Source organism: Sutterella massiliensis (assembly GCF_016899755.1).
Lineage (GTDB): Bacteria > Pseudomonadota > Gammaproteobacteria > Burkholderiales > Burkholderiaceae_F > Sutterella > Sutterella massiliensis.
Map to the genome: position 1 here is coordinate 101,997 of NZ_JACJJC010000004.1, position 26,549 is coordinate 128,545.

The 26,549-nt window shown below is 62.2% G+C and carries 21 protein-coding genes; 10 read left to right on the top strand and 11 right to left on the bottom strand.

The genetic code is table 11. The features are described 5' to 3' along the window. Window positions 1-51: 51 nt before the first annotated feature. The 4 genes from H6A60_RS03940 to H6A60_RS03955 all read right to left on the bottom strand — a co-directional run bounded on the left by H6A60_RS03940 (window position 52) and on the right by H6A60_RS03955 (window position 4,498). Window positions 52-1,680: an OPT/YSL family transporter gene (locus H6A60_RS03940; RefSeq protein ID WP_205102109.1), complete on the bottom strand. Its 1,629-nt coding sequence runs from the start codon at window positions 1,678-1,680 to the stop codon at window positions 52-54. A gap of 117 nt (window positions 1,681-1,797) precedes the next feature. Continuing rightward, complete coding sequence (locus H6A60_RS03945) at window positions 1,798-2,736, bottom strand: DUF1177 domain-containing protein (protein WP_205102110.1); 939 nt, start codon at window positions 2,734-2,736, stop codon at window positions 1,798-1,800. 83 nt (window positions 2,737-2,819) lie between these two features. Then, window positions 2,820-3,494: an aspartate/glutamate racemase family protein gene (locus H6A60_RS03950; protein ID WP_205102111.1), complete on the bottom strand. Its 675-nt coding sequence runs from the start codon at window positions 3,492-3,494 to the stop codon at window positions 2,820-2,822. Between the two features lie 53 nt (window positions 3,495-3,547). Beyond that, window positions 3,548-4,498 carry a DUF1177 domain-containing protein gene (locus H6A60_RS03955; RefSeq protein WP_205102112.1) on the bottom strand — a complete coding sequence of 317 codons (951 nt, stop codon included), beginning with the start codon at window positions 4,496-4,498 and terminating at the stop codon, window positions 3,548-3,550. A gap of 470 nt (window positions 4,499-4,968) precedes the next feature. On the opposite strand from H6A60_RS03955, the gene H6A60_RS03960 reads away from it, so the two are divergent. Then, entirely contained in the window at window positions 4,969-5,946 is a 978-nt protein-coding gene (locus H6A60_RS03960) for a helix-turn-helix domain-containing protein (protein ID WP_205102113.1), read from the top strand. A gap of 148 nt (window positions 5,947-6,094) precedes the next feature. Here H6A60_RS03960 and H6A60_RS03965 read toward each other — a convergent pair whose 3' ends face one another. Further along, on the bottom strand, window positions 6,095-7,537 hold the full coding sequence (locus H6A60_RS03965; protein WP_205102114.1) for an FAD-dependent oxidoreductase: 1,443 nt from the start codon (window positions 7,535-7,537) through the stop codon (window positions 6,095-6,097). 265 nt (window positions 7,538-7,802) lie between these two features. Here H6A60_RS03965 and H6A60_RS03970 point away from each other — a divergent pair, with 265 nt between their 5' ends. Further along, window positions 7,803-8,522 (top strand): NYN domain-containing protein, encoded by a 720-nt coding sequence (locus H6A60_RS03970; RefSeq protein ID WP_205102115.1) that lies wholly within the window; start codon window positions 7,803-7,805, stop codon window positions 8,520-8,522. A gap of 103 nt (window positions 8,523-8,625) precedes the next feature. Here H6A60_RS03970 and H6A60_RS03975 read toward each other — a convergent pair whose 3' ends face one another. The 3 genes from H6A60_RS03975 to H6A60_RS03985 all read right to left on the bottom strand — a co-directional run bounded on the left by H6A60_RS03975 (window position 8,626) and on the right by H6A60_RS03985 (window position 11,278). After that, window positions 8,626-9,405 carry a creatininase family protein gene (locus H6A60_RS03975; RefSeq protein ID WP_205102116.1) on the bottom strand — a complete coding sequence of 260 codons (780 nt, stop codon included), beginning with the start codon at window positions 9,403-9,405 and terminating at the stop codon, window positions 8,626-8,628. A gap of 104 nt (window positions 9,406-9,509) precedes the next feature. Continuing rightward, the gene (locus H6A60_RS03980) at window positions 9,510-11,012 is read right to left on the bottom strand and encodes a sodium:solute symporter family protein (RefSeq protein ID WP_205102117.1); all 1,503 of its coding nucleotides are present in this window, start codon (window positions 11,010-11,012) and stop codon (window positions 9,510-9,512) included. Then, a complete protein-coding gene (locus H6A60_RS03985; RefSeq protein ID WP_205102118.1) occupies window positions 11,009-11,278 on the bottom strand; it encodes a hypothetical protein in 270 nt (89 codons plus the stop codon). The genes H6A60_RS03980 and H6A60_RS03985 overlap by 4 nt, the downstream gene beginning before the upstream one ends. 406 nt (window positions 11,279-11,684) lie before the next feature. On the opposite strand from H6A60_RS03985, the gene H6A60_RS03990 reads away from it, so the two are divergent. From H6A60_RS03990 to H6A60_RS04020, 7 genes are all read left to right on the top strand, one after another. After that, window positions 11,685-13,472 (top strand): M28 family metallopeptidase, encoded by a 1,788-nt coding sequence (locus tag H6A60_RS03990; RefSeq protein ID WP_205102119.1) that lies wholly within the window; start codon window positions 11,685-11,687, stop codon window positions 13,470-13,472. A gap of 134 nt (window positions 13,473-13,606) precedes the next feature. Beyond that, window positions 13,607-14,146, top strand: coding sequence for an IclR family transcriptional regulator domain-containing protein (locus tag H6A60_RS03995; protein WP_439145076.1), 540 nt, complete (start codon window positions 13,607-13,609; stop codon window positions 14,144-14,146). A gap of 56 nt (window positions 14,147-14,202) precedes the next feature. Beyond that, window positions 14,203-14,598, top strand: a complete 396-nt coding sequence (locus H6A60_RS04000; protein ID WP_205102121.1) for a YgjV family protein — start codon at window positions 14,203-14,205, stop codon at window positions 14,596-14,598. Between the two features lie 1,142 nt (window positions 14,599-15,740). Further along, window positions 15,741-16,532 (top strand): hypothetical protein, encoded by a 792-nt coding sequence (locus H6A60_RS04005; RefSeq protein WP_205102122.1) that lies wholly within the window; start codon window positions 15,741-15,743, stop codon window positions 16,530-16,532. 239 nt (window positions 16,533-16,771) lie between these two features. Next, window positions 16,772-19,297: a TraI domain-containing protein gene (locus H6A60_RS04010; RefSeq protein ID WP_205102123.1), complete on the top strand. Its 2,526-nt coding sequence runs from the start codon at window positions 16,772-16,774 to the stop codon at window positions 19,295-19,297. Between the two features lie 41 nt (window positions 19,298-19,338). Continuing rightward, the gene (traD, locus tag H6A60_RS04015) at window positions 19,339-21,762 is read left to right on the top strand and encodes a conjugative transfer system coupling protein TraD (RefSeq protein WP_205102124.1); all 2,424 of its coding nucleotides are present in this window, start codon (window positions 19,339-19,341) and stop codon (window positions 21,760-21,762) included. A 21-nt stretch (window positions 21,763-21,783) separates the two neighbouring features. Then, window positions 21,784-22,452 carry a hypothetical protein gene (locus tag H6A60_RS04020; RefSeq protein WP_205102125.1) on the top strand — a complete coding sequence of 223 codons (669 nt, stop codon included), beginning with the start codon at window positions 21,784-21,786 and terminating at the stop codon, window positions 22,450-22,452. On the opposite strand, the gene H6A60_RS04025 is transcribed toward H6A60_RS04020, so the two are convergent. From H6A60_RS04025 to H6A60_RS04035, 3 genes are all read right to left on the bottom strand, one after another. Then, window positions 22,427-22,648: a KH domain-containing protein gene (locus H6A60_RS04025; RefSeq protein WP_205102126.1), complete on the bottom strand. Its 222-nt coding sequence runs from the start codon at window positions 22,646-22,648 to the stop codon at window positions 22,427-22,429. The two genes, H6A60_RS04020 and H6A60_RS04025, sit on opposite strands and share 26 nt — an antisense overlap. A 149-nt stretch (window positions 22,649-22,797) precedes the next feature. After that, window positions 22,798-24,801: a DUF2075 domain-containing protein gene (locus H6A60_RS04030; protein ID WP_205102127.1), complete on the bottom strand. Its 2,004-nt coding sequence runs from the start codon at window positions 24,799-24,801 to the stop codon at window positions 22,798-22,800. 214 nt (window positions 24,802-25,015) lie between these two features. Further along, window positions 25,016-25,282, bottom strand: a complete 267-nt coding sequence (locus H6A60_RS04035) for a hypothetical protein (protein ID WP_205102128.1) — start codon at window positions 25,280-25,282, stop codon at window positions 25,016-25,018. Window positions 25,283-25,619: 337 nt separating this feature from the next. Here H6A60_RS04035 and H6A60_RS04040 point away from each other — a divergent pair, with 337 nt between their 5' ends. Further along, window positions 25,620-26,528 carry a nucleotide-binding protein gene (locus H6A60_RS04040; protein WP_205102129.1) on the top strand — a complete coding sequence of 303 codons (909 nt, stop codon included), beginning with the start codon at window positions 25,620-25,622 and terminating at the stop codon, window positions 26,526-26,528. The last annotated feature ends 21 nt before the right edge of the window (window positions 26,529-26,549 follow it).

The window sequence follows — 26,549 nt, forward strand, 5'->3', positions numbered from 1 at the left end:
GGATGCTTGAGGCGGCATGCGGGGACCTCATAGCGGTCCCCGCAGCAGACCTTATTTGTTGCGAAGACCCGAGAAGACCGAGGAGAAGAAGCTCAAGAGTGCGTCGCCCGCGATCAGGCCGGCAGCGAGCACTTCGAGCGGGCCGCGCGCTTCGGGGCCCTTAACCTTGAGGACGATCTGTCGAATCGCGAGACCGATGAGCACCGCCCAGCCGGCCATGGGATTCGCGATCAGCAGGCCGGTTGCGAGCAGCACGCCGAGCTGTCGGGCCGGGCCGCCCACGAACTGAATGATCGCGCCCGGAATCGCCCAGAGAAGAAGCGACTTCGCAATTTCGGCCGAGACGCCCGCGTTGATGGCCGCGATGTAGACCTTCGCAACCGGCGGTACAAGGCCCTGCGCAAAGTAGTCCTGGTACACCATGCCGACAACCGGAATGGCGATGAGGAAGGCGAGGGATGCGGCGAGGAACTGCTGGTGACGGCCGGCGAGTTCAAACGCGGGTTCGGCGCCGTTGCCGCGCAGGATCCAGCCGGCCTTGAGGTCGTAGCCCATGTCGGCGAAAGCCGGGCCCGTTGCGGCCGCAAAGCCGCAGAGCATCGCGAGCGCTTCCGGCGGAAAGCCGATCAGGATACCGACGATGAGCGTGATAAGCGCAACGGCAAAGGCCGGAAACCATCCCGAGTGCATGGCGGCGAGACCGACGATCATTTCATGCACGAAGGCGGCAAAGGCTGCATAGACCATGAAGGCGATGAGCCAGCCGAAGGAAAGGTGGTAGTAGAGGCCGCTCGCGAGCGCAATCATCACCGAGATTGCGCCGAAACCGAGCATGCCGATGCCGATCGTTTTGCCGATGGTTTCGGACTTGTGTTCGGGCATTTCGACGCCGTGCTTCTGCGCGTGCGCGCGCTCCTTCTCTTCGCGTTCGGAATGGTCTTCCTGTTTCTTGCCGCCGCGCATGAGGAAGATGATCTGGATGAGAGCAACGACGCCTGCACCCGCCATGATGCCGTGCGGAATGTAAAGCGCATTGATGTCGACGCCGAAGACCGGTTCGCTGTAGCCGCGAAGGAGGAAGCCGATGCCGAGCATGAAGAGCGCCCAGACGTTGCCGATAAAGGCCGTGCCGAGTGCGGCCGTCGGGAACTTGAAGAAGGAGCCGATCGCACCCAAAACAATGCCGATACCGAGGAGAACAGCCTGCTTGCCGCCTTTGTCGCCCGCCTTGATGGATTCGGCTGCGGCGACGCCGTGCGGCCATGCACCTGTTGCCGGGAAGAGGCGCGTGTTGAAAAGTTTGTATAGCAGGAAGCCGTCAAGGAGCATTGCGAGCGAGACGCCCGCGAACATCGGCAGCACCATGTCCGGGCGTCCGAAGAGGTACGGGATGGCGATCGGCAGCAAAAGCGAGTTTGCCGCGCCGAAGGTTGCTGCCGACGTCGTGCTCTGCGCGAGGTTCTGCACGTGAATCGAGCGGTAGTGGCCGAAGAATTTGAGCGGCACGCGCGCGACGATCATCGCTGCCATGGCGCCGATGATGGCTGTATTGGGCGTCACGCCGAGGCTCACGAGGAGCTGCACGCCGATGATGGCGCCGAAAATGGCGAGAACGACGAGCAGGCAGAAGGTTGCAGGTTCAAAGACCTTCGGGTGCTCGTGCACTTGTTGGTTTGTCATCGTAGTTCTTGAAGAAAACTGCGATGCGGCGCTGCGCGTGTCCGAGAAGCTCCGCTCGTCGCATCGCAAGAGAAACGCGGCGCCGTTGGGGCCGGTCGCCACGCGAGCAGAGATGGATCAGTCGTTCTTGCCGAACGTCTGGAAATGCTTCATCGAGCCGTAAAGCGATTCGATTCGGCCGAATTCTTCGGCGTCGTAGAAAGCGCACTGGCCGGCGGTGAAGCTCTTGGCGACCTCAACGGCGTAGCGGACCGCGTCGTCAACGTCGGTGAGATGCGTCGCGCCCGTGGCACAGCCCGGAACAACGGATTCGGTCGTGATCGCAATGCCGACCACGGGTACGTCGGCCGCAACGGCGGGCTGGAGAATCGAATTCATGTGGTAGAGGCCGTTGCCGTAAGGCGTGATGTCCTGCTGCGTGATGGGGAAGGTGGCGGGGAGCTTGCCCGTCGTCACGCCCATGATGTAGAGGAGGTCTTCCGAGACACGGAGGATGTAGCCCTTCAGAACGGTCGGCGAAATGGCGATGCCGCTCTTGCAGATGATTTGGTTGCCCTTCGTCGTGTCGATCGAGAGGATGGCGTCCATCTGGGGATCGATTTCGTGCGCGTTCAACACGTCCATCGTGCAGGGTGAGTCCATGAAGGGCACCGGCTTATGCGGCAGCGTCGGGGCGTTCGGGCAGATATGCGTGCCGACGATCACGTCGCCCTCGAGCTGGTCGCCGCGGATAAGCTGGCGCGCGAGCTGTGCGGCGCAGCCGGCCGCAGCAAGCGCACCGTCGCCGTCGGAGGTGAAGCCGATGCGCTCGGGCCGGGCGCCGAGGCCGCCCAAACGGCCGACGATGCCGAGTGTCGGCGCAGAGCCGCCCTTGGACTTGCCGTTCTTGCCCGGAATCAGAAACTTCACGAAGTCGGTCGTGCCGCGGTCGCCTTGAACCGTTACGCACGAGGCTTCAACGTCGCCCTGGCTTTTAATGTAGCGAACGACGTCTTCGCCCGTAACGCGGCCGTCGTCAAGGAGTTCGGCGAGTTCGATGATTTGTTTGAACGACATGGGGTCCTCCCTTTATGTTCGAAATGGTGTTGGTTGCGGTTGAATGGTGTGAATTCGTTTGTCGTGTGAAAGTGCGGCGGGAATCAAAATTTAAGCGGACCTTTGACCGATGAAACGGCGAAGTAGCGCGCTGCTGCGGCGCCGCCCGCCTCGATGGCGTCGACGATGGGAACGGGCAGATCGTCGAACCAGTGCGCAATACCCATGGTGGAGAAGCCCGTGCAGGAAAACATGATGACGTCGCAGTCTTTCGCGAGGGCTTCGACGCACTTTTTCGCGCCCGCTTTGCCCCAGTCGGTGAGAAGGTCGCGCGTGTCGCGCACGCCCTCGATCCCGACGGCGGCAACGAGTCGGTCGCCGAGAATCCGCTTGGGTTCGCTCGGCACGTCACCCGCGATCAGCGAGAGCACGCCGACACGCCGGCCCATCGTGAGCGCCATGGCGGCCGCGCAGCTTCCCGCGCCGAAAACGGGAATCCGGCAGAATTTGCGCGCCTCGGCTACGCCCGGATCGATCGCGCAGCTCACGAGCACGGCGTCGGCGCCGTCGCGTTCGGCTTCAAGGCACTTGGCGACAATTCGATCGACGCACTTCGCGGCCGTTGCTTCGTCGGGGATGCCTTCGGGCTGATCGGGAATGCAGTAGGTTCTCGTCGGAATGCCGTAGAGACGCTCGATGATCTTGCCGTGCTTTTCGAGCACGGCGGGATCGTCGGACGTGAAGACGCGAATGACCGCAAGTGTTTTGGCGTTGTTCATGAGACCTCCCGTTGTCTTTTCCCTTGCTGCTTTCAAAGTCGCGTGCGCCGTCTTCAGGCGACGTTCTTGCCTGCCGTTCTAAAGTGCGAAAGGCTGCCGTAGCGCTTTTGTAGAAGCGCGAATTCGGCTTCGTCGTAGAAGTCGAGCGTGCCCGCCGTGTATTCCTTGGCCACTTCGACCATGAAGCGCACGGCCTCTTCGACGTCTTCAATGTGCGTGGCACCCGTGGCGCAGCCCGGCACCTGCGTCTCGGCCGTGATGGCGACGCCCACGACCGGCGCGGTCGTGCCGAAAGCGGGCTGCAGGATGGAATTCATGTGGTAGAGGCCGTTGCCGTAGGGCGTGATGTCCTGCTGCGTGATGGGAAAGGCAGCGCTCGGGCGCCCCGTTGTGCGGGCCATGACGGTGAGCAGGTCCTCGCTCACGCGCAGGATGTAGCCGTCTTTGACGGTCGGCGAAACGGCAAAGCCGCGCTTATTGATGATGCGGTTGCCCTTTGTCGTATCGACCGAGAGAATCGCGTCCATGTCGGGAACGACTTCGAAGTCGTTCTTGGCGTACTGGTCGACGCAGGAACTCATGAAAGGCACCGGGTCGTGAGGGCGCGTCGGCGCATGCGCGCAGATTTGCGTCGAAACGATGACGTCGCCCTCGAGCACATCGAGTCGATGGCGCATTTTGAGGAGCTTTGCCGCGCAGCCGAGTGCCGCAAGCGCACCGTCGCCGTCGGACACAAAACCTTGGCGGGCCGGCCGTGCGCCGATGCCGCCCAAGCGCCCGATGAGGCCGATCGTGCGCGCGCTGCCGCCCGCTAGTTTGCCGTTGCGCCCCGGGATCGTTACGCGGATAAAGTCCGTGAAGCTCCCTTCGGGTTCGCCCGCCATGCGGCATTCTTCGATCTCGGCGTCGGGGTCGATGGCGCGAAGGAAGTCGACAACGGCTTTGCCTTCGCAGCGCCCGTCGTCCAAAAGGTCGAAGAGATCGACCACGGTTTTGAAGGTCATGGAAATTCTCCTTTTGGGGCTTTTTGCGGTTTCGACTTCGGTTCGCGGCGCGTCGAAGCATCTGCCCGGTGTTCCCCGGCGTCGATCCGGTCTCGATCGTCCCGGCAGGAGGGGACGCGCTTGCTCGAACATTTCGGCGTCGTAATTCTCGAAGTCGAATAATTCGATATCAAAATATTACGAGTCGGCGTGCCTATTTGTGAAGAGTGTGTGAACCGCAGAGACCATTGAAAACGCTGACCGAAATCAAAGAACTGCACGCTCTCTTAACAAGTTAAGCAGACGAATGCGGCGGCTTTTTGCCGCAGAACCGCGCCGGGCGGCAAACGGCGCGGCAGGGCTGCGGCTTGAACGCTTTCGCGCCCCTCGATTCAATACGAGCAAAAACACCGTGTTCGACTCGGAAGACCTTGAGTAATATCCGCGTACACAGAGATTCCTGCAGCTTCTTTTGAGACGAACTTCGAGCCATGTACTTCGAAAAGCTGAGCGACGAAGCACTTGACGGCATGTCGCATGAGGACGCGTTCGACTACCACACCGCCGCCATCAAAGAGGCGTTCGGGCTGCCGCTCGCCTGTCAGCGCGAGCGGCTCAAGGAAAAGCGGAAGTTTTCGGCCGAACTGCGCATTCATCGCTTCGAAGGCGCTTCGGTCGGGTTCCTCGCGAGCGAAGACTACTCAGCCAAAATGGACGTCAACGCGCGCCCGAGCGAGACGATGAGCTTCGTCTTTCTCGAGGCCGGGGCCACGGCGATCGGTCAGGACGGCCGCTTTACGGTCTTGAAGCCCGGGAGACTCTTCTTTTTCAATACGGCCCGCGCTGCGGACTTCCATTTCTTTACGCCATTTCGTCAGCATGTTCTTCACGTGCCCAAGTCGGCGCTTGAGGCGCTCTTTCCCTCGCTCGAGCGTACGACGGCTACCGCCATGACATGCGCCGGCAATTTTCTGCTCCTCAGAAATCTTGTCCGCGCTACGGCGGCCGACAACGCGCTCGAAGCGGCGTCGATACCGGCGCTCGAGAGTCTTCGCGACACGTTTGTCTCGCTTGCCGCAATGGGACTCTCGGAAATCTTTCGCACGCGACTCTCGGATTCGCCCTCGCAGGCGGCGTTGAAGCTCGCGGCCGAGCGTGTCATGACAAAGTCGATGGGCGACGCGTCGCTCACTGCGCAGGCCGTTGCCGCGCAGTGCGGCATTTCGGTGCGAAAGCTCTATCAGCTTTTCGAGAGCGAAGGCGGCGTAATGGAAGCGCTCTGGCGCATTCGGTTGGAGAGTGCGCGCGCGATGCTGCTGAGCCCGTGGTGCAAGGCGATGAGTGCGGCGGAGATCGGGTTTGCCTGCGGATTCAAAACGCAGGCGCACTTTGGGAGTCGTTTCCGCCGGGCTTACGGTATTTCGCCCGCCGCTTACCGATCGCAGCGCGTGCGCGAAGCGACGGCTTGATCGAACGATTCGTCCTTTTTTCGGCCAAAAGAAGAGCCTCGGCGCTGTTTGCGCGCGAGGCTCGGGTTGCATGACCGGATGGACGGTCGACTTAACGGGCGGTCGGCGCCGTCCCGTCAGTTGTTCGAATCGTCAGCGAGAAGCTTCATCAGCACTTCGCGGCTTCTTCGCCAGCCGTGATGCCGGTCGAACCCGCGTAGGCGTACGCTTCGCCCGAGCGGTAGCCGACGCCGAAGTGTTCGCCGAAAGCGGCAGCGCCAGCACCGAAGAGGCCCTTGGCGATCGGGGTACCCAAAAGCGTCGTGATGCGGCACTTCTCGTCGATCATGAAGCCGCCAACCGTTTCGAGCATCACGGGCTTGATCTGAAGCGCGTAGTAGGGCGCCTTCAGTTCCTTGCCGTAGGCGGTGCGTCCGAACGGGTCCTTGCGTTCGGCAGCCGGAAGACGCGTCGTCGCATTGTGCGCTTCAATGTCGGCGCGCAGCCCTTCGGGTTCGCAGCCGATCAGCTTCGCGAGGTCTTCAACGGTCTTGCATTCCTTGGCAACGCCTTTTTCGATCATCGATTCGACCGTCGGGTGCAGATCGCGCGAGACGATTTCCCAGCAGGTCTTTTGCTTGAGCATATCGATGTTGGTCTGCGTGTAGATCACGTATTCGTTCGTGAAGCGGCGTCCCTTTTCGTTCACGATGATGCCACCGTTCAAAAGCGGCGCGGAACTGTAGAAGATGTTCTGCGTCACTTCTAAGGTCGGGCAGACCATGGCGATGTTGAGGTTGAGCGCGCCCGCGCCGAGCTCGGTCGCGATGCGAAGGCCGTCGCCCTTGCAGCCGATGTCCATGATGCGGCCTGTCTTCGACCAGGCGGCGGTGAAGACGTCGATCATGTCCTGATTGCGCCCGAAGCCGCCCGTGGCGATGACGACCGCCTTCGTGCGCACGGGCGTCGCCTTCTTGCGGCGTACGATGCGAACGCCGACCACTTTCTTTTCGTCGTCAAGGATCACGTCCGTGAGGCTCGTCTGCGTGCGGACCGTGATGTTGGCGTCTTCGCTCACGGATTGGGCGAGCTTTCGCATGATGGCGGCGCCCGCCCCCTTGGCTTTGACGACGCGAAGCGTTTCGCCGCCGTTGACGCGGTCTTCTTCATCGGTGAATTCGACGCCGATCGAGAAGAGGTCGTTGACGAAGCGGCCGGCCGTCTTCGAGATCATGTCGGCCTTCTTTTCGTTGCGGCTGCCGCGCCCGTAAGCAATGATGTCGGCCTTGTAGGCTTCGGTCGTATCCTTGATGCCGCGCGCCTTGTGCCATTCGGTGCCGCAGGCGCGAATCCAGCCCGACGAGATCGCCGAGGAGCCGCCGAGTACCGGTACGGCCTGAACGAGAAGTACTTTCTTGCCGGCGCGCGAAGCGGTGCGTGCGGCCATACAGCCCGCGGCGCCGCCGCCCGCGACGACGACGTCGAAGTATTCGGCACCTTTGAGTTCGGTCGCGGCAGCCGCCTGCGGCTTGGCTTGCGCGGCGGGAACGAGGCCGGCGAGGCCGCCGAGCGAGATGGCGGCGAGCATGGAACGGCGTGTGATGTTCGTCATGGTTCTCTCCTTTCAAAAGCGGTTTTCGGTTCAGAGCTGCCGGAAAGAGCGGCGCGCCTCACCGATGAACGGTCATCTCAAACGGTAGATCAACGGTGTTTACGTATTTGCTTCACCGTGCACGGCGATTTGCCTGAGCGTGCATCGTTTGTCAGTATTTTTCCCGACTGCGTCGAGTGCTAATGTTGAATCTGTATACAGGGAACCGATAAGGAAAAAATCGACGAACGGCTGCATAATGGCTGCAAGCCAAGGAGGTTCGATTTTGAGATACCAAGACACCAATGAGATTGCTGTTCTGATCGACGCGGACAACACGCAGCTCTCGAAGCTCGAATTCGTGCTGCGCGAGATTTCGACGCGCGGGCGCATTGTGGTGAAGCGCGCCTACGGCAACTGGACCAAACCCACGCTCGGCAACTGGGATAAGGTCCTGAACGAACTCGCGATCAAGGCCGAGCAGCAGTTCGACTATGTTTCGGGGAAAAACGCGACCGACATCGCGCTCACGATCGACGCGATGGATCTGCTCGCGCGCCGCCTCTACGACACGTTTGTGCTCGTTTCGAGCGACAGCGACTTTACGCCGCTCGCCGTGAAGCTTCGCGAGTCGGGCGTTGAAGTAATCGGCGTCGGGACGCGTCAGACCTCGCCCTCGTTCCGCAACGCCTGCGACGTTTTTCTCTTTTTGGAAAACCTCGGCGACAACCTGTCGCCGGCCGAGGCCGCAGCTGCTGACGAAAACGAAATGCAGGTCGTGCACGAACTTCTCGTACGCGCTTGCGAAAACTTCTCCGACGAGTCGGGCTGGACCAATATGGCGACGGCCGGGAACTATCTGCGCCGCGCCAAGCCCGATTTCGACTGCCGCAATTTCGGCTTTGACAAGCTCTCGAACCTGATCGAAGCCTTCCCGCAGTACTACGAAGTGCACCGCGCGTCGCGCCCGAACGGGCCCGACATTCTTTACTACCGCGTCTACTGATGCTGTCGGCGCGCACGGAATGTGCGCCCCAATAAAGCGGAGAAAAGCAAAGGCCTCGCGAACGGATCGCGAGGCCTTTGCGTCAAGAGTTTGAGTAAGAGGCTTATCGGTCTTCGATCCTGTCGAGCGGCACCTTGCGGAAATCTTCGACAAAGGCCGAGAAGTAGTCGACGATCGCCGTCATCATGTCGGCGCCCCATTGGGCGGTCGCATTTTCGCTCGCGAGCCCGCCGAAGCCGCCCTGCGGAATGCCGCGCTTCAAGTCGCGCACGAGCTTCACGACGGCGCCCTTGTAGCGGATCGCGGAGAGGTGCGTGAAGGCAAAGTCTTCGGAGAGTTCGTTCACAACGGTCTTCGGGCAGTCGGCGAGGTCGACGAGCTCGGGGTGCACGTGCATCATGGCGGCGACTTCCTGCGCGTCGCCGTGACCAGTGGTCCAGGCCTTGTTGAGCTGCGGCGCAATGCTCCACCAGTTGAGAAGCGCGACGAGCGCGCCGGTTTCGCGCGCGATTTCAAGCCCGGCCTTTTCAATCGCGGGGTCATTGCCGCCGTGACCGTTCACGACAACGAAGCGGCGTGCGCCGTGCTTGGCAAGATTCGTGAAGACGCCGCGCATGACGGCGATGAGGGTTTCGAGCCCCATGTCGATCGTGCCGGGGAAGGACGTGTGGTGCGTGGCGACGCCGAAGGGAATCACGGGCGTCACGAGAATGTCCGTGCGCTTTTCCATTTCGTTCGTGATCCATTCCGGAATCAGCCAGTCTGTGCCGAGCGGCCCGACCGGGCCGTGCTGCTCGGTGCTGCCGATCGGAATGACGACGACGGTGTCGGGATTGTTAAGAACGGGTTCGGCTTTGCGCCAGGAAAGGTGTGCGAGCTTCATGGTGTTTTCTCGAGTGGTGTTCGGCAACGCAGTTCGGGCGGCGCGAGGCCGCCCGAGTGTGTCTGCGCTTTTAGAAAAGCGCTGTCATTCAATGCGATGCAGGATCAGGCTGCATCTGCACGTCGATCAAGGTCGTCGAAGTGGCGGCGAATCGTCGCTTCGCTCGCGGGCTTCGTGAGGAGGCTCACGACAATCATCACGACCATGGCAAAGGCCCAGGCGACGATGAGCGGATTGAAGCCGAAGCTCCAGGACGTGAACTTCACAACCATGAGGACGTAAAGGATTTCGGCCGAAATGACGCCCACGTAAACCGCGGCCGTCGTGGTGCGGCGCCAGTACATGCCGAGCAGAATCGGCGCGGCCCAGATGCCGAGACCGCCGTACGCGAAGAGAACGATCTGGAAGATCGAGCCCGGCTTATAGATGCCGATGCCGATCGCGATGATGCCGAGGCAGACCGTGATCACCTTCGAGAGGCGCAGCGTTTCTTCGTCGGTTGCATTGCGCTTCAGGATCTTCTGATAGAGGTCGCGCGAAGCCGCGGACGTAGCCGTCAGAAGGAGCGAAGAAATCGTCGACATGCCGGCCGAGAAAATGCCCGCAATCATGAGCGAGGAGAGAATCGGCGAGAGGCCGCCCTGCAGAATGAGCGGCACGACGAAGTCGGACTGCTTGCCTTCGAGGCCCGGGAACGAGATGATGCCCGTGACGCCGCACCATTCGATGAAGGAGGCGGAGAACCACATGCCGAGCGTGCCGAGAATGACGGCCTTGAACATCGTCTTGTGGTCCTTCATCGTGAAGAACTTCGTGAAGAGATGGGGCTGGCCGATCGCAAAGAAGCTCCACATCACGATCATCGAAACGTAGCCCTGCCACGGATAGGAATTGTTGTGGCCGGGGAAGCTCACGTAGTTGGTGTCCATTGCCGCGAGCTTTTCGTTGATGACTTCCAGACCGCCGCCGAGCTTGAGCGACACGAAGAACGTGACGACTGCAGTCACGACCATCAGGATGCCCTGAATGAGGTCGGTAAGCATGATCGATCGGATGCCGCCCGCCATGCAGTAGAGCATAACGGTGACGCCCATCACGACGATGCCGACCCATTCGGGCGCGCCCGTATAGGTCGTGAAGATCACACCGCCGCCGATCGTCTGCGCGCCCATCATCGAGACGAGGAAGATGAGCATGAGGACGGCAAGCAGACCGCGAACGCCCGTGGACTCATAACGGTCGGCCAGGTAGTCGGCCATCGTGAGCATGTTGTAGCGGTGACCGAGCGTGATGAGTCGACGGCCGACGAGAAGTGCCGGAATGAGCATCGAAAACGCGATGCCAGGCACCGAGACGGACATCCCCGCGTAGCCGACGTGGTAAATCGACCCGGGCACGCCCATAAAGGTCGACATGGAGTACTGCGTGGAGAAGTAGGCGATGCCCGTGAGAATGGCGCCCGCCTTGCCCGACATCGTGAAGTAGTCGGAGAGGCCCTTGTTTTTCTGGGAGCCGTACCAGCCGAGGCCGGTGAGAATGAGACAGTAGAGGATGATGACGCAAAGGAACGGTACCGTCATCGTCGCGGTATCAATGACATGGTTCATTTGCTGCTCCCTTCGGTGGATTCGGGGTCGTCTTCATCGAATTCGTGGTATTCGGGGCGCTTCAAGCAGCTAGCGGCCCAGACGCCGATCATGATGATTGTGAAGAGCCCGTAAACGAGCCAGCCGTAGATAAAGAGCGGTACGCCGAAGAAGCTCGGGTTGTATTCCGTGTCGTAGAAAATCGGCAGCGGCAGACAGATGAAGGCCCAGATCGCCATGAAGATCCAGAACCACCGCCGCTCGAAAGCGTTGGTGAAGGCATGCATGGTTTTCCTCCTTATAGGTTTTTGCGCGGAGCTTATTTTGATGGGAGAAAGCGCCGGAGCGCGGTCGGTGCCACTTGAGACCGAGGGAGACGACTCGCCGTCCAGGCTACCTTCTCCATAGTAGAACGCGATTGAGAGGGCCGAAATGAGCAAACATACTGAGGCCGATTCGTTCGCCGCAAAGGACAAATCCGCAATTTCGCAAATTTGGCCGTTTTTGCCCGATCGGCTGCCATTGGCGACAAACGATTCGAAAGATGCCAAAAACGAACGGCCGCGGTAAAGTCGAAGAACGAGTTGTGCGGCTGCGGGTATTCTCGTTCGGCCGCGCCTTTTTTACTTCTCTTTCGTGCTTCAGAACGCGGCACGGCGCTCGAGCTTCTTCGGGCGAAAGCAGGTGAACGCAATGGAACGATTCGAAAAAACGGTGTACGACGTTTTGCGCGCGCTCGTCGCATGCGGCGAGCGACTTTCCAACGAGGCCGAAGAGCGCGCTTTTGACGTGCTCGAAGCCGCCTACAGGCGTGCGGGCGCACAGACGCATCGCGAACGCATCCCGATTTTCGTTTCGACGGCCGACGCTTCGATTCGCGCCGGGGCAGCTGCAATCGAGAGTCCTGAAATCGAAGGCAACGCCATGACGCATCCGCTCGAAGACGGGGCGCCGGGCGACTTCACGATTTCGGCGAAGGGCCCGCTCCTCGCGCTCGACCGTCAAGCGCGCGAGGCGCTCGCGCGGGGGGAGGCGGCCGTCGACGGTGCGGTGCTCCTTGTCGAAGGGTTGCCGTCGCTCGGTCTGCTGCGCGCGGCGCAAGCCGCCGGTGCCGCCGCGCTGCTTTTCAATACGGGCGAGCGCGTGCGGCGCATGATCGTGAGCGACCTCTGGGGAAGTCCGGCAGGCGACGAGGACATCGCACGCTACGTTCGCATACCGAACGCGGCCGTGACGGATGCCGCCGCTAAGCGCCTTCTCGCCGCTGCGCAGACGGGCGAAGCGGTCGAACTCGAAAACCGGGTGCACTCGGGCTGGCGCATGAGTACCGTTCTGACGGGCGCCGTCGGCTGCAGTCCTTTGATCGATGAGGCGACGGCCGACGGCAAGCCCCGCTTTCTCCTTACGGGACACATGGACAGCTGGGGTGCGGGCGCCGTGGACAACGCGAGCGGTCTGGCCGTGACGGCGGGCGTACTTGAAGCACTTGCCGCGAGGAAAGACGCTTTGCGTGCGGGCGCCATGGCCGTTGCCTGGAGCGGCCACAGTCACGGCCGCTACGCCGGGAGTGCTGCCTGGAGCGAGCGGCACGGGGCGGCGCTCTCGCGTTCGGTCTTTCTCAATATCAACGTCGACTGCCTCGGCATGCGCGAGAGCGTCGTGAACGGCAAAATGCCGCTTTCGGCCTGTGCGGCGCTTCTCGCACGCCGTTCGCTTCGGGCGGCGGGGATCGATGCGCCGCTTCAGCCGATGCGTTTTTCGCGCAGCTGCGACCAGTCGTTCTACGCTGCGGGCGTGCCGACCGTCTTTTCAAACGTCGCCGAGGTGCCTGCCGAGATGAGCGGTGTTTCGCTCGCCGTGGCGGGTTTGGGCGGCGTTTACGGGCCGCACTGGCATACGCGCGCCGACGATTTGGATGCCATCGCCCCCGAAGCGCTCCTTCGCGACGGGACGATTATCCTCAAGGCGTCGCTCGCCGCGGCAGGCGAAGGCGCGGCTGCGCTTTCGATTGCGGCGGAAGCCGAAGACTGCGCCGACGAAGCAGACAAAGCCTTGAGCGAAGTCCGCGCGCAGCTTAACGATGCCAAAGCTTGGGCCGAAGCGGCCGGTCTTGACGAGACAGCCGCGTGCCTCGCCGGGTTTGCCGCGAGTCCCGTTTTCGTAGGGATCGAACGTGCGATTCAAACGCTTCGCGACGCACGCAGGATGGATTCGGGCGACGAGGAAACGCGTATGGCGCGGCTTCACGCACTCGTGAACGCGGGCTACGCCGAGGACGAACTCGGCTTCGGGCGCGCGGGGTCGCCGACCCGCAATCGGCTTGCGGCGGCGAACGTGGCGTTCCGGCGGGTGCTTGGCGAAGTGAGCGCCTGCTCTACCCAGAAACCACCTGCCGCACAGGGTATGCGTCTACTCACGGCGGCACAGGCGCTTCACCGTTCGGCGGGACTTCTTCTGCGCGCGCTCGAGCGTGCGCTCTAAAGCTTCGGCTCTCGAGACGAGCGTTTTTTACATGGAAAGCCGCCGCGGCCGAAAAACGAGCGGCAGCGGCGGCTGATGTTTGAGCGTTTATTCGGGGCCGCGGCCGGCATCGCCTCACGAAGCGCTTCGCGGAAATCGGGACGGCGGCCGATCGCAACCGCTCGCTCTTCGGGAAGGTTGAACGGGCGTTTTCGGCCTTGGCCGACGAGTTCGGCGAGACGATCTATCTCGTCAGAATGCGCGGACGCATCATCAGTCTCGCGGGCTACGCAAAGCCCTTGGAAGCGGAGGGACTTCACCCTGGAAACGCCTTTCCGATTCATGCGTCGGCCGCTGGCAAAATCCTCTGGTCGCATCAGCCCGCCGACAAGATCGATGCAGAACTCCTGCGCCCGCACGTGAAGTTCCAGGACAACACGCACGTCGATCCGGAAGAGATTCGGGCGGACTTGAAGGAAGCCCGCGAGCGCGGCTTCGGCGTGCACGACGAGGAGTGGAACAAGGGCGTCTTCACGATGGCGCTCCCGGTCTTTTTAAACCGCACGACGCCGATACTGGCTCTGGGCGTGATTGCTTCGAAGACGCGCTTTTTCGAGCGGTTTTCTCGAGAAAACGTCTTCGCGCGGCTTTCGGCCCTACGGGAGAAAACCGAGGCGCTCCTCTCGGAAGACTGAGTATCTTTGAGCGGAGCGGCTTGAACGGGTCGGGCCGGTAAACGCGGAGAGACGTTGTGGACGGTTCGATGTGGGCGCAAGGCGTCGGTTGGCTGGCGGCACTCCTCGCCTTCTGGGCGAGGACGCGGCAGACGGAGCGCTCGATCAAATGCTGGCTTTTCGTTCACACGGTCTTTTACGGCCTGCACTTCTGGCTTCTGGGACTGCCGCTCGCGGTGCTCGCCAACATCATCGCTTGTCTGCGCATCGGTATTTCGATCAAAAGCCGTTCCTGGTTTTGGGTGATCGTTCTCTCGGTTCTTTCGGTCGCCGCGCGCGTGCTCCCGAAGCTCGACGGGCTGGCGCCGCAAGAAATACTCCCGCTCGTCGCGAGCGTCGTCCTCACCGTAACGCTCTTTCGCTTCGAGGGCGGCGCTTTTCGGTTCGGCATCTTTTTGGGTTCGCTGCTCTGATTCGTACACAACGCTTTTGCAGGTAGCTGGGGCGGGCTGTGCGCTCGAGATCGGACTCTCGCTCGCCAATCTCTACGGCTGGTTCCAATCGCGCAAGGCTGTCAAGACACCGACTCTTCGGAAGCCGCAAAAAGCGCCTGAAAACCGCGATTGAACCCGTTCGCTCTTGACTTTTCCCGTGCTCGCAGCGCAAATTGCGTCTCTGCTTCATCCAAGCGAAGGGACGCGGCCCTTGGAGCCGAGGCTCGAATTCCGTCTACGGTGCCGTCACTGCGCGAACCGGTCTTTTTCGCGCTGCGCCGGCGCCGGCTGTGCTTCTTCCGTAGCGGCTTAGTCCGCTGAGTGCAAGAGTGCACATCGAAACGTTCCCGCGGACGCGGGTCGAACCACGGGTTTCGGCCGCGTCCCGACGGCAGTGCGAGGCGCACGAATGAAGCGTGCGTTGACGAGAGTTGATCCATTCGAAGTCCTTCGGCCGATCGAATCGAGAAGAGATTGGCTCGGAACTGCCGCAGCGAGCTTCTGCGTTTTTTCTTTGCGCCTCAAGTCGGTTTCTCAACCGGCACTTCGCGCCTGCCGACCGAATTGCGTCGGCGTTCGGCCGAGAGCGGCGCCCAAACGGCTCGCGAATCGTTTGCCTTGCAGTCGACCGCCTGTCTGTCGCTTCATAAAAGAGCGACGGGCACTCGGCCGCAATCCGTGATTGCGACGAAGCGCGTTCCGGCGCGCCGGTGCGTCGACTGCGGTCGCAGTGTCCGGGCTTTCGTTTGAAAACCAAAGAATTGTGCCGTTCGTTTTGCGGCGGCAGCGGACACCGCCCGACCGGCATGGCGGGCATCCGCCGGGCGATGTCGAGTGTTTCGTTCGCAAAGGCTTCCGAGAAGAGAAACAGGTTGACGGACGATCACGCTGGTCCCGGCATTTTTTTCGACGCAATCCTTCCGCGAGCGCTTGGGCGCTCGTTGGAAGCGATTGCGTTTTTCTTTTGGTTTTTTCAAACGGCGGCCGCTTTGGCGTGCCGTGCTAGCGTTGAGCGTGCGCGCTTTACGCGCGTCGCGTCTGCGTATCTGTTGCGGCCCATGCGGCCGAAACGGTCTTTGCGTCTTTTTCGTCTGCTTCGTCTCTTTTTTCAAAGGATTCTTATGCGTCCAACGCCCTCCAGTTCGAATGGCATTGCGCTCGAGGCGAACGGATTGCCGCCCGCCTTTGTCGAGCGGCTGCTGCGCGCCGCGCAGCCCGAATCGGGACCGCGTCGGCGGATTCGCATCGAGCGTGCCAGAGCGGGTGAGGCGGTCGCAGAAACGGTATCGGACGCGGGCGGCTTTACGATACGGCTCCCCGGTCTGGATTCCGCATACGGTCGGGCGGGCTCGAATTTTTGGTCGCAGGCGCTGCACGAAGTCTTTCATGTTCGGTATTCCGACTTCGAACGCTTTCGGCAATTGGATCCCTATCGAGTGCGGCTCGCGAATGTTTTCGAAGATGTTCGCGTCGATCGGATGGGACTCGCATCGTTTCCCGACTACCACCGCATGCGTGCGGCGGACCTGCAGCGGCGCGCCTTTCACGGCGCGGGTCTCTTTGCCGTCGGCCGTGCATCGAGTATGCGTCTCCGACGTGACGGGGAGGGCAGGGCCGCGCCGTGCTTCGCGGGCTCGATAGAGAACATTACCCGGCTTCTCCTTATAGAAGCCTATGAGGCAGGGTTCTTCATGAAGTTTCCGCTCACTTCGAAGAATCGCGCACGGGCGGCTGCCGAGGCCGATATCGGCGAATCGGCGGTTGAAGCGCTCGTTGCCGCCGTGCAAGCGCTCGATTTCGAGCGTTCGGCAGGCGCGCCGGACTTTGCGGTGTCGGGGGCTGACGCCGCGGCGGCCATTGTGCTCAAGCGCGGCGCATCCCCGACGACGCGCCAAATCGATTCATTCGATTGAGGTCGAGCGCAGTTCCCGAATAGAGCCGACTCGGCAGTTCGGTTCACTGCCGAAGCGCCTTCGGATCCGAAGACTGTCGCAGATTGCCGCAGATTTGCCGCATCGCGTTCGATTCATTGAAAAAGCTTTTCCGGCCCGACCGCGAACGTTTTCGTGCGTCGGGCGCTTGCCGTTTCCGTTTGAGTCTTGGTTCGGTTCGCGCGTTTTTCGCAACCGCAGCGGGCTTTCAAGTTTTCGTTATGTACGACGCCTATCCTTATTCCGTTTCACTTGCCGCTCCCGAGAGGGCGGCTTCGCTCCGTGCTGTTCCATCGGGAGCACGGCGCTCACAGCCGCTCGACATGTGCCGTTCGCCCGACGACGCCTTTTCGGGGCGACTGCCCGGGGTGATGCTCGGTGCGGTCGATGCGTTCGAGGGTTTCGTGCCCTTGTCATGCGCTTCCTCATTCCGATCGCCCGGCGTCGTCGCGCCCGTCGATCCCGGTGTCCTCGCGGTTCGTCACGCGGGGTCGCTTGAAGCTTTGCGTGCATCCGTGGGAGACAAAAACATATTTGAATCCTGTCTTCTGCCTGCGGTGCTTGCCTGGGGCGCGCTTGTGCAGGGACTGCCGGCGGGCGCATCGGGCCCTTTTGCCGAAGCCGACGGACTTTTCGAGCTCGGCGTTCGCAGTGCGGCCAACGCCGTTGCGGCGGCCGGGCGCGTGCTTCCCGGGCGGAACCTCACGCCGACGGCGAGAAAGACCTTCATTGAAAACTTCACGCTCGCGGCTGCTCTGCTTGCGCTCATCGGCTCGGCGGACGTTCTCTCGGTGCTCTGCGCGGAGGTCGGTCGAACTTCGCGCGACGAGCGGCGCTTCGAGCCTCTTTTTCGGTTCGATCCGACGGCCGAGACCCTGTACGATTTTTCGCTCCGTTCGTTCGGGCGCCTGCGCGGCGAAGCCGTGCTTCGTTTGCGTTGGCGCCAGGGCGGCCTCCGTGCGGGCGGCCTCCGTGCGGGCGACAGCCGCTCGAGCGGCGCGCGCGAGTTGGTGCGCTCGAGCGTTTTCCTGCGCGTTGTCCGCAGGGAAACACTCGAACGACTCGGCTCGTCAGCCGGTGAGCGCGAGGTAGGCTCGTCAAGCATGCCCAGCATGCGTGAGGCGCTTTTTGCCTGCGTGCGCGGGTGCGGTGCATCGTCTCACCTCATCGACGCGCTTCGTGACACGGCCGATGCGGGGATCTCGGCGGCGCTCCGAGAGCGCGCTGCTGAGACGGCAGCCCGCGACGGCACGCGCGCGAGTCTGCGTGCCTGGGGGCCGCTTCTCGTGCGCGCAGCCGAGCGCCTTGTGGAAACGGGTCGCTGGCGCGTCAACGAAGCAGTGCGCAGGGTTGCTGTCGACTTGATGTCGGGCGAAGAGGCCGCGCAAGCGCCGGCGGGCACCTTCAGCCAGGCGTCGCGCTCGGGCGGCCTCACGCTGCACTATGCCGAGGACGGACTTTATCTGCCGTGGCCCGAGGGCTTTGGGGATTTGTTCGAGGTGCTCGAAAGTTCGCTTGAAGAGCGGCTCGAAGATACGGAGTGCCGCGCACTGGCCGAGCCCGCGATTGTCGCGGCCGTCCTGGCCGAAGTCGGTTTTGTCGAGCGCACCCCAAGCGGCAGTCCCGTTTTTCGGATTCGAACGCGACCGACCGACGAGCAGTCGACCGATCGGCGGAATGAAGCGACTGCCGGTGCGCTGCGCATTGCGGATCCGGCCGTCCTTTTGGCACTCGCCGCGCATGCAAAACGAGGGCGCAGCGGTCCGAGTCGCGACGACGCGCCGGACGAAGGTCCTGCGTACGCTCACGAGCACGCACGCGTACGATCGTTCCTCGCGCGCGATCCGTTTCTTCCGGTGCCGAAGAAAGGGTGTCTTGCCCTCTCGGTCGATTTCGATCGGGTCGACAAGGTCCTTCCCGCAGATGCCGCAGCGGCTGCCGGTCTTCAAAATAGGCGTTCAAACGTGCGTCCTGCGCCAGCTTTCGCTACGGCGGGTTATTTAAAAGCGCTTGCGGCGCTGCAGACGGAAGCCGAATCGGCGTTCGTGAGCATCGAGGCGACCCAAACGGCCGAGTCGACGCACGGGTACGCTGGCAGCGCAAAAGAAGCGTCGACGCAAAAAGCGGCGTCGCCATTTTTCTGGACATTGACGCGCGCGGCGAGCGCGGTCCACCCGACGATTCGGTCGAGGCTTGGCGAAGCGGTGGCGCGGCTTAACTGTTCTGCTGCGCCCGAACGCTTTGCCATTGGCGGCAAGATCGGCGGCGCCGTCTTCGTGCCGCTTCAAGCCCTTTCGTGCGCTGCGGGAGAAATCGATCGTACGATCGAGCTTTTGCTGGCGGCAGGCGTACTCGCGGACCTCAATGCCGTTTTGAAGCATCTCTGCGAAGCGGCTGACTCGGCGGGCGACTCGTTCTGTGCTTTTCGCACTTTGCCCGACGCGCTCGTGCGCCCCGTTGTCCGAGCGGCGCCGCGCGCGTCGGCGCGCACGTTGCTCGCGCCGGCACAGCATCTTTCGGTCGATGCCGGTCGACAGGCGGACGAAGGTACCTGGGGTGTTCTTGTTTCGCGTCGGCATCTCCAACTGATGACGCGCACGGTCGAGGGTCAAGCCGTACCTGCGCCGCGCGAAATTGAAGCGGGCGCGGCATCGCTTTGTCTGGTCGGTCTCACTGGTCCCGATGAAGGACCGTACGCGCGGATGGCCGCTGCGGTACTGAGACGTGCCGCAGGGTTTTCGTCGTGATTCGCCGGGTGGTTCTTCATGAGGGAATGGCATTGAAAAACATGATCCATCAAGCGGGCCGGCACGCAGTGAAGCGCCTGGCGGTCCGACGAAAAGCCTGGCAGCGCGGCGAGCGGCCGGTAACGGCGCAAGAAGCGCGTCTTTGGGCGGCCGCCCACTGGCGTCCCGCCTTTGAGATAAGAAGTGCGCTCGCTTTCGGTGCGGGTGCCGCCGTGGCGCTGGCGCTCGGCGCAGCGGGCGCGGGCCACGCCGCACTGATGCTTCCCGCGGCGGGACTTTTGGGATTCGCGGCAGCGTCTCGCATGAACGCCGCAAAGCGCATTCTCACCGTACGGGCGCGCCTCTGGGGTGAAGCGCCCGCGCGCTTTACGCTCGCGGACCTCGTTGTACACATGCGGCGGCTCGCGCAGGCAGACGTTTCGGTGCACGGCCGGACGGGTGCTCGGTTGACGCGGCTCGCTTACTCGCCTTGGCGCCGCACGAAGGCGCTCGAACGTACCGAACGCGCGTCGCAAGTACGCGAAGGTGCGTGCGGCATTCGTTTTGATGCCGCGCTGCTGCCGCCCGTGAACGGACTCTGGCTCGGTCTCGGCTTCGAATGGGGATCGGCCGAAGCGCAACTCGCTTCGATGCTCCCGAGCCGGGATTGGGTGCGCTGCCGCGCGCCCGAGGCGCTCGTTCCCTTCCTCAGAAACGGCAAGAAAGGGCTCGGACGGCGAATCGGCTCGCCCGTGCTGCACGGCATCGGCCCCGAAGAGCGCCCGCTCGACATCTCGTTCGACGAAATGGGAGCTGGCACGCTCATCGTCGGTACGACGGGTGCGGGCAAGGGCGTCCTTCTCGCCAACCTCATCTCGCAGGCCGTTTTGCGCGGCGACGTGGTCGTCGTGATCGATCCGAAGTTTTCCGAGCAGCTTTATCGGGCCGTCTGCAAGTCTGCAGAAGCGGCGGGCCGGCGGGCCCCCTTCCTCCTGCACCCCTCGAAGCCCGAGGCGAGCGTGCGGCTCGACCCGCTCGCGAACTTTCAGCGGCCGAGCGAAATCGCTAGCCGCTTGCGCGACGTCATTGGGCCGCACGCCAAGGAATTTGCCGATTTGAGCTGGGCCGCCGCGAATCGGGTTGTGGAGGCGCTTTTGTTTATTGAAGAGCGGCCCACGCTCGCGGCGATCGAAAAGTACGTGTCGATCGGGCTCGAAGACGTGCTCGAAAAGATGTTCGTGCGTGCGCTTGACGCGGGCTGGCGCGCGACGGAAGGGCTCGACGGCGAGAGTGACGCCGTTGCAGGACCGTTGCAAAAATTGGAACACAAGGGGAGCGGTGAAGGCGGATACGACTGGCGAAAGGAAGCCGACGCGCTTCTTGAAGAATTGCAACAGACGCACGGGCACGGGCGCGAGGCGCGGCTTTGCGCACTCAATTTCGTTTGGGAGCGGTCCGTCGCCGAGCCGCGCTTTCGCGCGAAGGTAAAGCGTGCCTTGGGGGCTAACGCCATCGACCGCGTTCGGACGGTGATCGCCGCGTGCGAGCCTCGCACGAAAGAGCAGACCGCAAAAGTGACGGGGTCGCTGCGAACGGCTCTCGCGAAGCTCTCGGGCGACGCGCTCGGACCCTTGCTCTCGCCCGATCCCGCGGACCCCGCCGACACGCGGCCCGTGACGACGCTCGCCAAGGTGGTTCGCGGCGGCGACATGCTTTATGTCGGACTTGACTCGCTCACCGACGCGGCTGTGGCCGAGGCGCTCGGGATGCTGCTTCTTTCGGACCTCACGTCGCTCGCGGGGGAACTCTATAACCGCGGCGAGTCGGGACAATCGGCACGGAAGATTTCGCTCTTTGTCGACGAGACCTCGAACGTGATCAACCAACCGCTCTTGGAGTTGCTCAACAAAGGCCGCGAAGCAGGCATTCAGACGACGTGCGCCATGCAGACGACGGCCGACCTGGAAGCAATGCTCGGCAGCCGCGCCAAAGCGCTGCAAGCGCTCGGGAACCTCAACAACGTGATTGCGCTGCGAACGATCGACGCAGACACGCAGCGCTTTGTCGAGGCGCTTCTCGGTCGAAGTCTGCGCGAAGAAACGGGGCGTTCCAAGGCGCTCATGCGCGAAGAGGCGCTCCTTGGCGACGTTCGTTTGAATGCCTCGGAAAGCGCGACGCTTGCAAGTGCGCCTCTAATCGACGGTGATCGGCTTCGCGAGCTGCCCAACCTCGAATTCTTTGCGTCCGTTGGCGGCCGACTCTACAAAGGTCGTTCGCTCTTTCTCGACCCCGAGTGCCCGACGCGGCGGCTCTTCAACGCCTTGGGCGAACTGGCGGCGTCCGAAGACGCTTCGGACTACGCCGCGGCGCGCGTCCGGGCGGCTTTCTCGAACATTCGCAAGCGTTTCTCGACCTTTTGGCAGGGCGCGGCGGCGGGCTTTCAACAGCGCTCCAACCGTCGTCCAACAGGTCTCAAACACGATTGAGTACGCAGGATCCACGAACACATGCAAAACCATGTCTATACGCGCGTCGGTCTCTATACGGCGCTCGCGATTCTCACCGCCGCCTGCTCGACCGTGTACTTCACGGAAGACGACTTCCGGCGCGCCGCCCAAGTGCACGACGCCGAGTTCGTGCGCTTGGGACCGGTCTTCGCCGGCACGGCGCGTGCGCTCGAAGACCTTTGTGGCGATGCCGCGCAAGACGTCCGTTACCCTGAGCGTCGTGCCGGGGGCAAAATCGGCTTTCGCTCGGAAAGTTCGCCCTTGGCCGACGGGCAGGGCGCGTTCGCGAACGGTGCTGTTGGCCGCGATCCCTTTGAACGCGTCCTGGTGCGGCTCGAACAGTCCGAGTCCTTTCGGCGGCTCGGCGACCTCGGACGACTTTTCGTGAAGCGCTTGGCGTCAATTTTCGCGACCGCTTGGGTGCTCGTTTGGTTCTGGGGCGCCGTACTCGTCGACGGCTGGTACTGCGGTCGCGTCAGACGTGCGGAAAATTCGCCGCCCGGACGGATTCGACTCACGATCGTGAAGGCGGGGGCGGAGCTCCTTGTCCTGGCGCTCTTTGCCATGATGGTTCCTGCGGCGTGGTCCGCGTGGGCGAGTGTGGCGGTTGTCGCGCTCGCTGCACTTCTCGTGCGCACGTGGCTCATTCACACGTCGCGCTTTGATTGAGGCGACAGCGGCTTCTCGCGCCGCTGCTCTGAAACACCGACACTGTCGGCGTAAAAACGCCCGTTGCCGCAACGACGCCCTTCTTCTCGGCCCAGTATTCCTTGCCGTTCTTCGTTTCGACTTCAACACCGAGAACGCGGCTCTTGTCGGGCGCCTCGCGAATGACGGCTCCTTTTTGGGCGTTTGCCCAATACACGAATTCGGTGTCGATCCTGGGCGGCTTTTCCGACAGAGGACTTTTCCGAATTGTCTGTGCGAGAAGCGTTAAACATTGTTTCCCGAAGGCGCACTCAAGGGCGTCGAAGCTGTTCCGGCTGCTCTTTACTGCGTGTCTTTCGCCCGCCGTCAGGTGTTCTGCCGACGCCCCATCTGCGAGCGGAACCAGTCGCGCGTTTCTTCGTCCTCGGAATAGATGAAGCAGCCTTTGAGTCCGCGCGTCATGAGAACGCGGTAGGTGTCGCGAATGATGCGGTCGCCCGTGGCTTTGGCGGCAGCAGGGTCCTTTTTCGCTTCCCCCTTGAGGCCCCAAATGCTCTTGTCGTCCTTGGCGCGCTTGCGGAAGTCCGTCACGATTTCGCCGTTGCGAACGAGGAAATCGGGTCCGATGATGACGCCCACATAGGCGACTTCGAGTCCCTGCGAAGTGTGAATGCAGCCTGCCTGCGAGAGCGTCGTGTCGTTCAAAAGCCAGAGGCTGCTCGATTTATTGAAGTTCCAAGGAATGGCGAAGGACCCGCCGTCGAGCACGATGTCGGGGATCGACGCGGGGTCGTCCGCATTTTTCGAAATCCAAGGCCAGCAGTAGCCCGCAAGAAGCCGCGCCTCGTGGCCCGCGCCGCGTGCGTTTTCCGTTTGAAGCGCGACATAGAGCGACGCGGCCGAGTCGTAGACGCGAAAGTCGTAATGCACGCCTTCGAGCGTGCGGTTCGCGGTCTCGCGGATCCCGAGCACGCGGTCAAGCCACGCGAGGTAGCCGTCGGATCCAGAGCAGCGGAATTGGCTCGGGAGTTCGAATTCTTCGACGGCCGCCCCTTCGAGCGCCGCGGCTTCGCGAATGGCGGCGACGGAACCGAAATCTTTGACGTGAATGCGCTGCTCGTCATCAATGAAGAAGACCGAGACGCGCGCCGCACGGATGAGCTCGCGAATCTGGTTCTCGCCTTTATTGCCGAAAATGCCGCTCTTCTCGCGCAGACGGTGCGCTTCGTCGACGAGAAGGCAGCCGAAGGCGCCGTAGGCTTCGGGCGGCACGTCCCAAGCCCAGTCCGAGCCTTTGAAGAGGTTCGAGATGACGGTCTTTTTGAGCGTCTTCGTTCCCGCGAGCTTCGCGGCATAAACCGTGCGCGGCGCGGCGTTCTTCGAGACGTAGCACGTGAGAATGCGCTTCTCGGTAAGTGCGGCAAGCAGATTGACGGCGACAACCGATTTTCCCGTGCCGGGACCGCCGCGCACGATGACGACCTGGCGGTCGATACCGGCCGCCGCTTCACGCACCTCTAAGTCGGCGTTTTTGGGCTTCGCTTTGTGCTTCACGAGCGAGAGTACGTGTTCGTAGACGGTTTTCTGCTCGTCGACGAGCACAAATTCGCGGTTGCCGCGCAACATGCTCGAGACAGCGTCGGCGAGCGCCTTCGACGGTCGAATTTCGCCCATTTCGACGCGCTCGATGATTTGACCGGCGTCGCCCGTCGTGATGAAGCGCGACAGGAATTCGCGCAGCTTCTTTTGTTCCTTGGGACCGGCGAGAAAAACGGGTGCGGCCTTGAGATAGGTCTCGTAGCGCGGATCGCGCACCGTTTGCTCGGCGCCCTTGGCCGAGTGGTTGTGCAAATAGGCGCACGGCGCAATCGCGATCCCGGCGTGCTGCGGCGCTCTCGAAGCCGCGTGCGTTTCGGCGGGTTCGACGGCGCACGCCGTGTTGAAGCCGCGCAGCAGCTCGGCGTACGACCACGCTTGATAACTCGGGTGCGGACCACGCGCGAGCGCCGCGCCGTAGCGAGGCGCAGCGAGAATGCCGTCTTCGTCGGTGGCGGCCGTCTCCGACCACTGCTTCAACTCAATGACGACAAGGTTCGGGCGGTTCTCGGCGTCAAAGCCCGAGAGAAGCACGTCGACGCGCTTAGCGCAGGACGGAATCTGGTATTCGATCGCGACGCCCGCGTCCGAAGGCACCGACTCGCAGTCGACGGCGTTCGCGACGTACTGCAGCGACGACTGCCACGCCCGTTCTTCGCCGGGTGAAGCGTGGCGGCCTTCGGCCGCTCGGAAATTCGTCATGAGCTTTTCGACGATCGCGCAGCTGCGCGTATCCTCAATGAAGCCTTTTTTGTCGCTGCGGTAGATGATCATTGCATGATGTTCCGTGTGCTCGACGGCGTATCGAGCGCTCTCTGCATTTGCCGATCGTACGACGAGCAGCGGTGCTTTCTCAAGCGAAGTTGCGCGAGATCCAGCGGCAGCAGTTGCTCAGCGGATATTTTTTCTCGCGCGCAGGTGAAAAAAGCCGCTCGGGCACAAGATGTGCGACGAGCGGCTTAGAGGAGGCTCTTTTCAGAAGGATTGCTTACTTCCGAGCGTCAAGACCTTTTTCCTTGAGCCAGGCTTCCAATGCGCCGGCTACTTCCAGATTGTTCTTTTCGGCAAACGGGAAGTGGGAGTTGCCGCGAATGCCGACTTCGGGGAGGTGCACGACGCCGCGCGCCTTCCGACTCTCAAGACTCGCGAAATCCTGAACGGTATTCGTTTTTTCATTGCGAACGGCAGTCGAGAGCATCTTCATGCGCGAGTCGAGCGCACGGAAGCGCCGTGATTCGGCAGAAAATACGAGCACAGAGCGCAAGAGCGTTTGACAAGACGCGCCGGGAACCGTTTCACCGTATCTGCGCTCCTATGTCTGACGAACAACTTCGTCCGAGTGCCGTATGAAACTCAACGCTTGGCACCGTATCCGCGCCGATCATGAGAAGATGCAGGAAACCGCGGCAGGTTGCCTGGCGAAATCGACGTTTCGGCTGCACCTGTAGTTGTCTTAGGCTCATCAAGCCGCGAAAAAGCCTCTCCGTTAAGTTTGCTGGCACCAGTGCGCGAAGAGGTGGTGGGTGAGACGAGGCTTTTGGATCTACACTCAACACTTCACGTCTCTCCAAAAACAGGAAAAACAGTCAGACATGTCACGCACGCAACCGACGGCTTTCGAGGCCGCGTATTTCGAATTCGATCGTCCGGCGGACGATGCGCATCAGATGCTTTGTTTTGCGCTTTACGGCAAGGGCGGCATTGGTAAATCGACGACCTCGGCCAATGTGGCGCTCGCGCTCGCCGAGAGCGGCCTCAAGGTGATGCTTGTGGGCTGCGACCCGAAGGCGGATTCGACGAAGCTCCTTCGCAGCGGCAAGACTGTTGAAACCGTGCTCGATCTTTTGCGCTCGCATCATCGCTCGGCGCTCCCCTTGGAGCGCATGGTGACGGAAGGCACGGGCGGCGTTCTTCTCGTAGAAGCGGGCGGTCCTCGCCCCGGTGTCGGCTGTGCGGGCCGCGGCATCATTGCGGCTTTCGAAGCCCTGAAGGCGCGCCGGGCGTTTGAAATCTACCGGCCCGACGTCGTGATCTTCGACGTCTTGGGCGACGTCGTGTGCGGGGGCTTCGCGATGCCGATTCGCGAGGGGTGGGCCAAGAACGTCTTTATTGTCACCTCGGGTGAAAGCATGGCGCTCTACGCAGCCTCCAACATCGCCGAAGCTGTCGACACGTTTGCCGAGCGCGGCTACGCCAAATTGGGCGGCCTCGTTCTGAACCGTCGAGACGTGCCTGAAGAACGCGAACAGGTCGAAGCCGTTGCCGCGCGCCTCAAGACCCGCATCGTCGGCGACCTGCCGCGTTCCGAACTTGTTCAGGCGGCCGACGTGCGCGGTGAAGCCGTGCTCGTCACGGCTCCTGAAAGCGACATGGCCGAGAGCTACCGCAAGCTCGCGCAGTCGATTCTTGCGATCTGCCGTGAAAACGCACGCGCAGGGCTCGTGGGTGAGGGACGCAAGGCTTTCGGGATCATTCCCGAGACGGAAAGCGACTTCATTTGACGCCTCAATAGGGAGACCGAA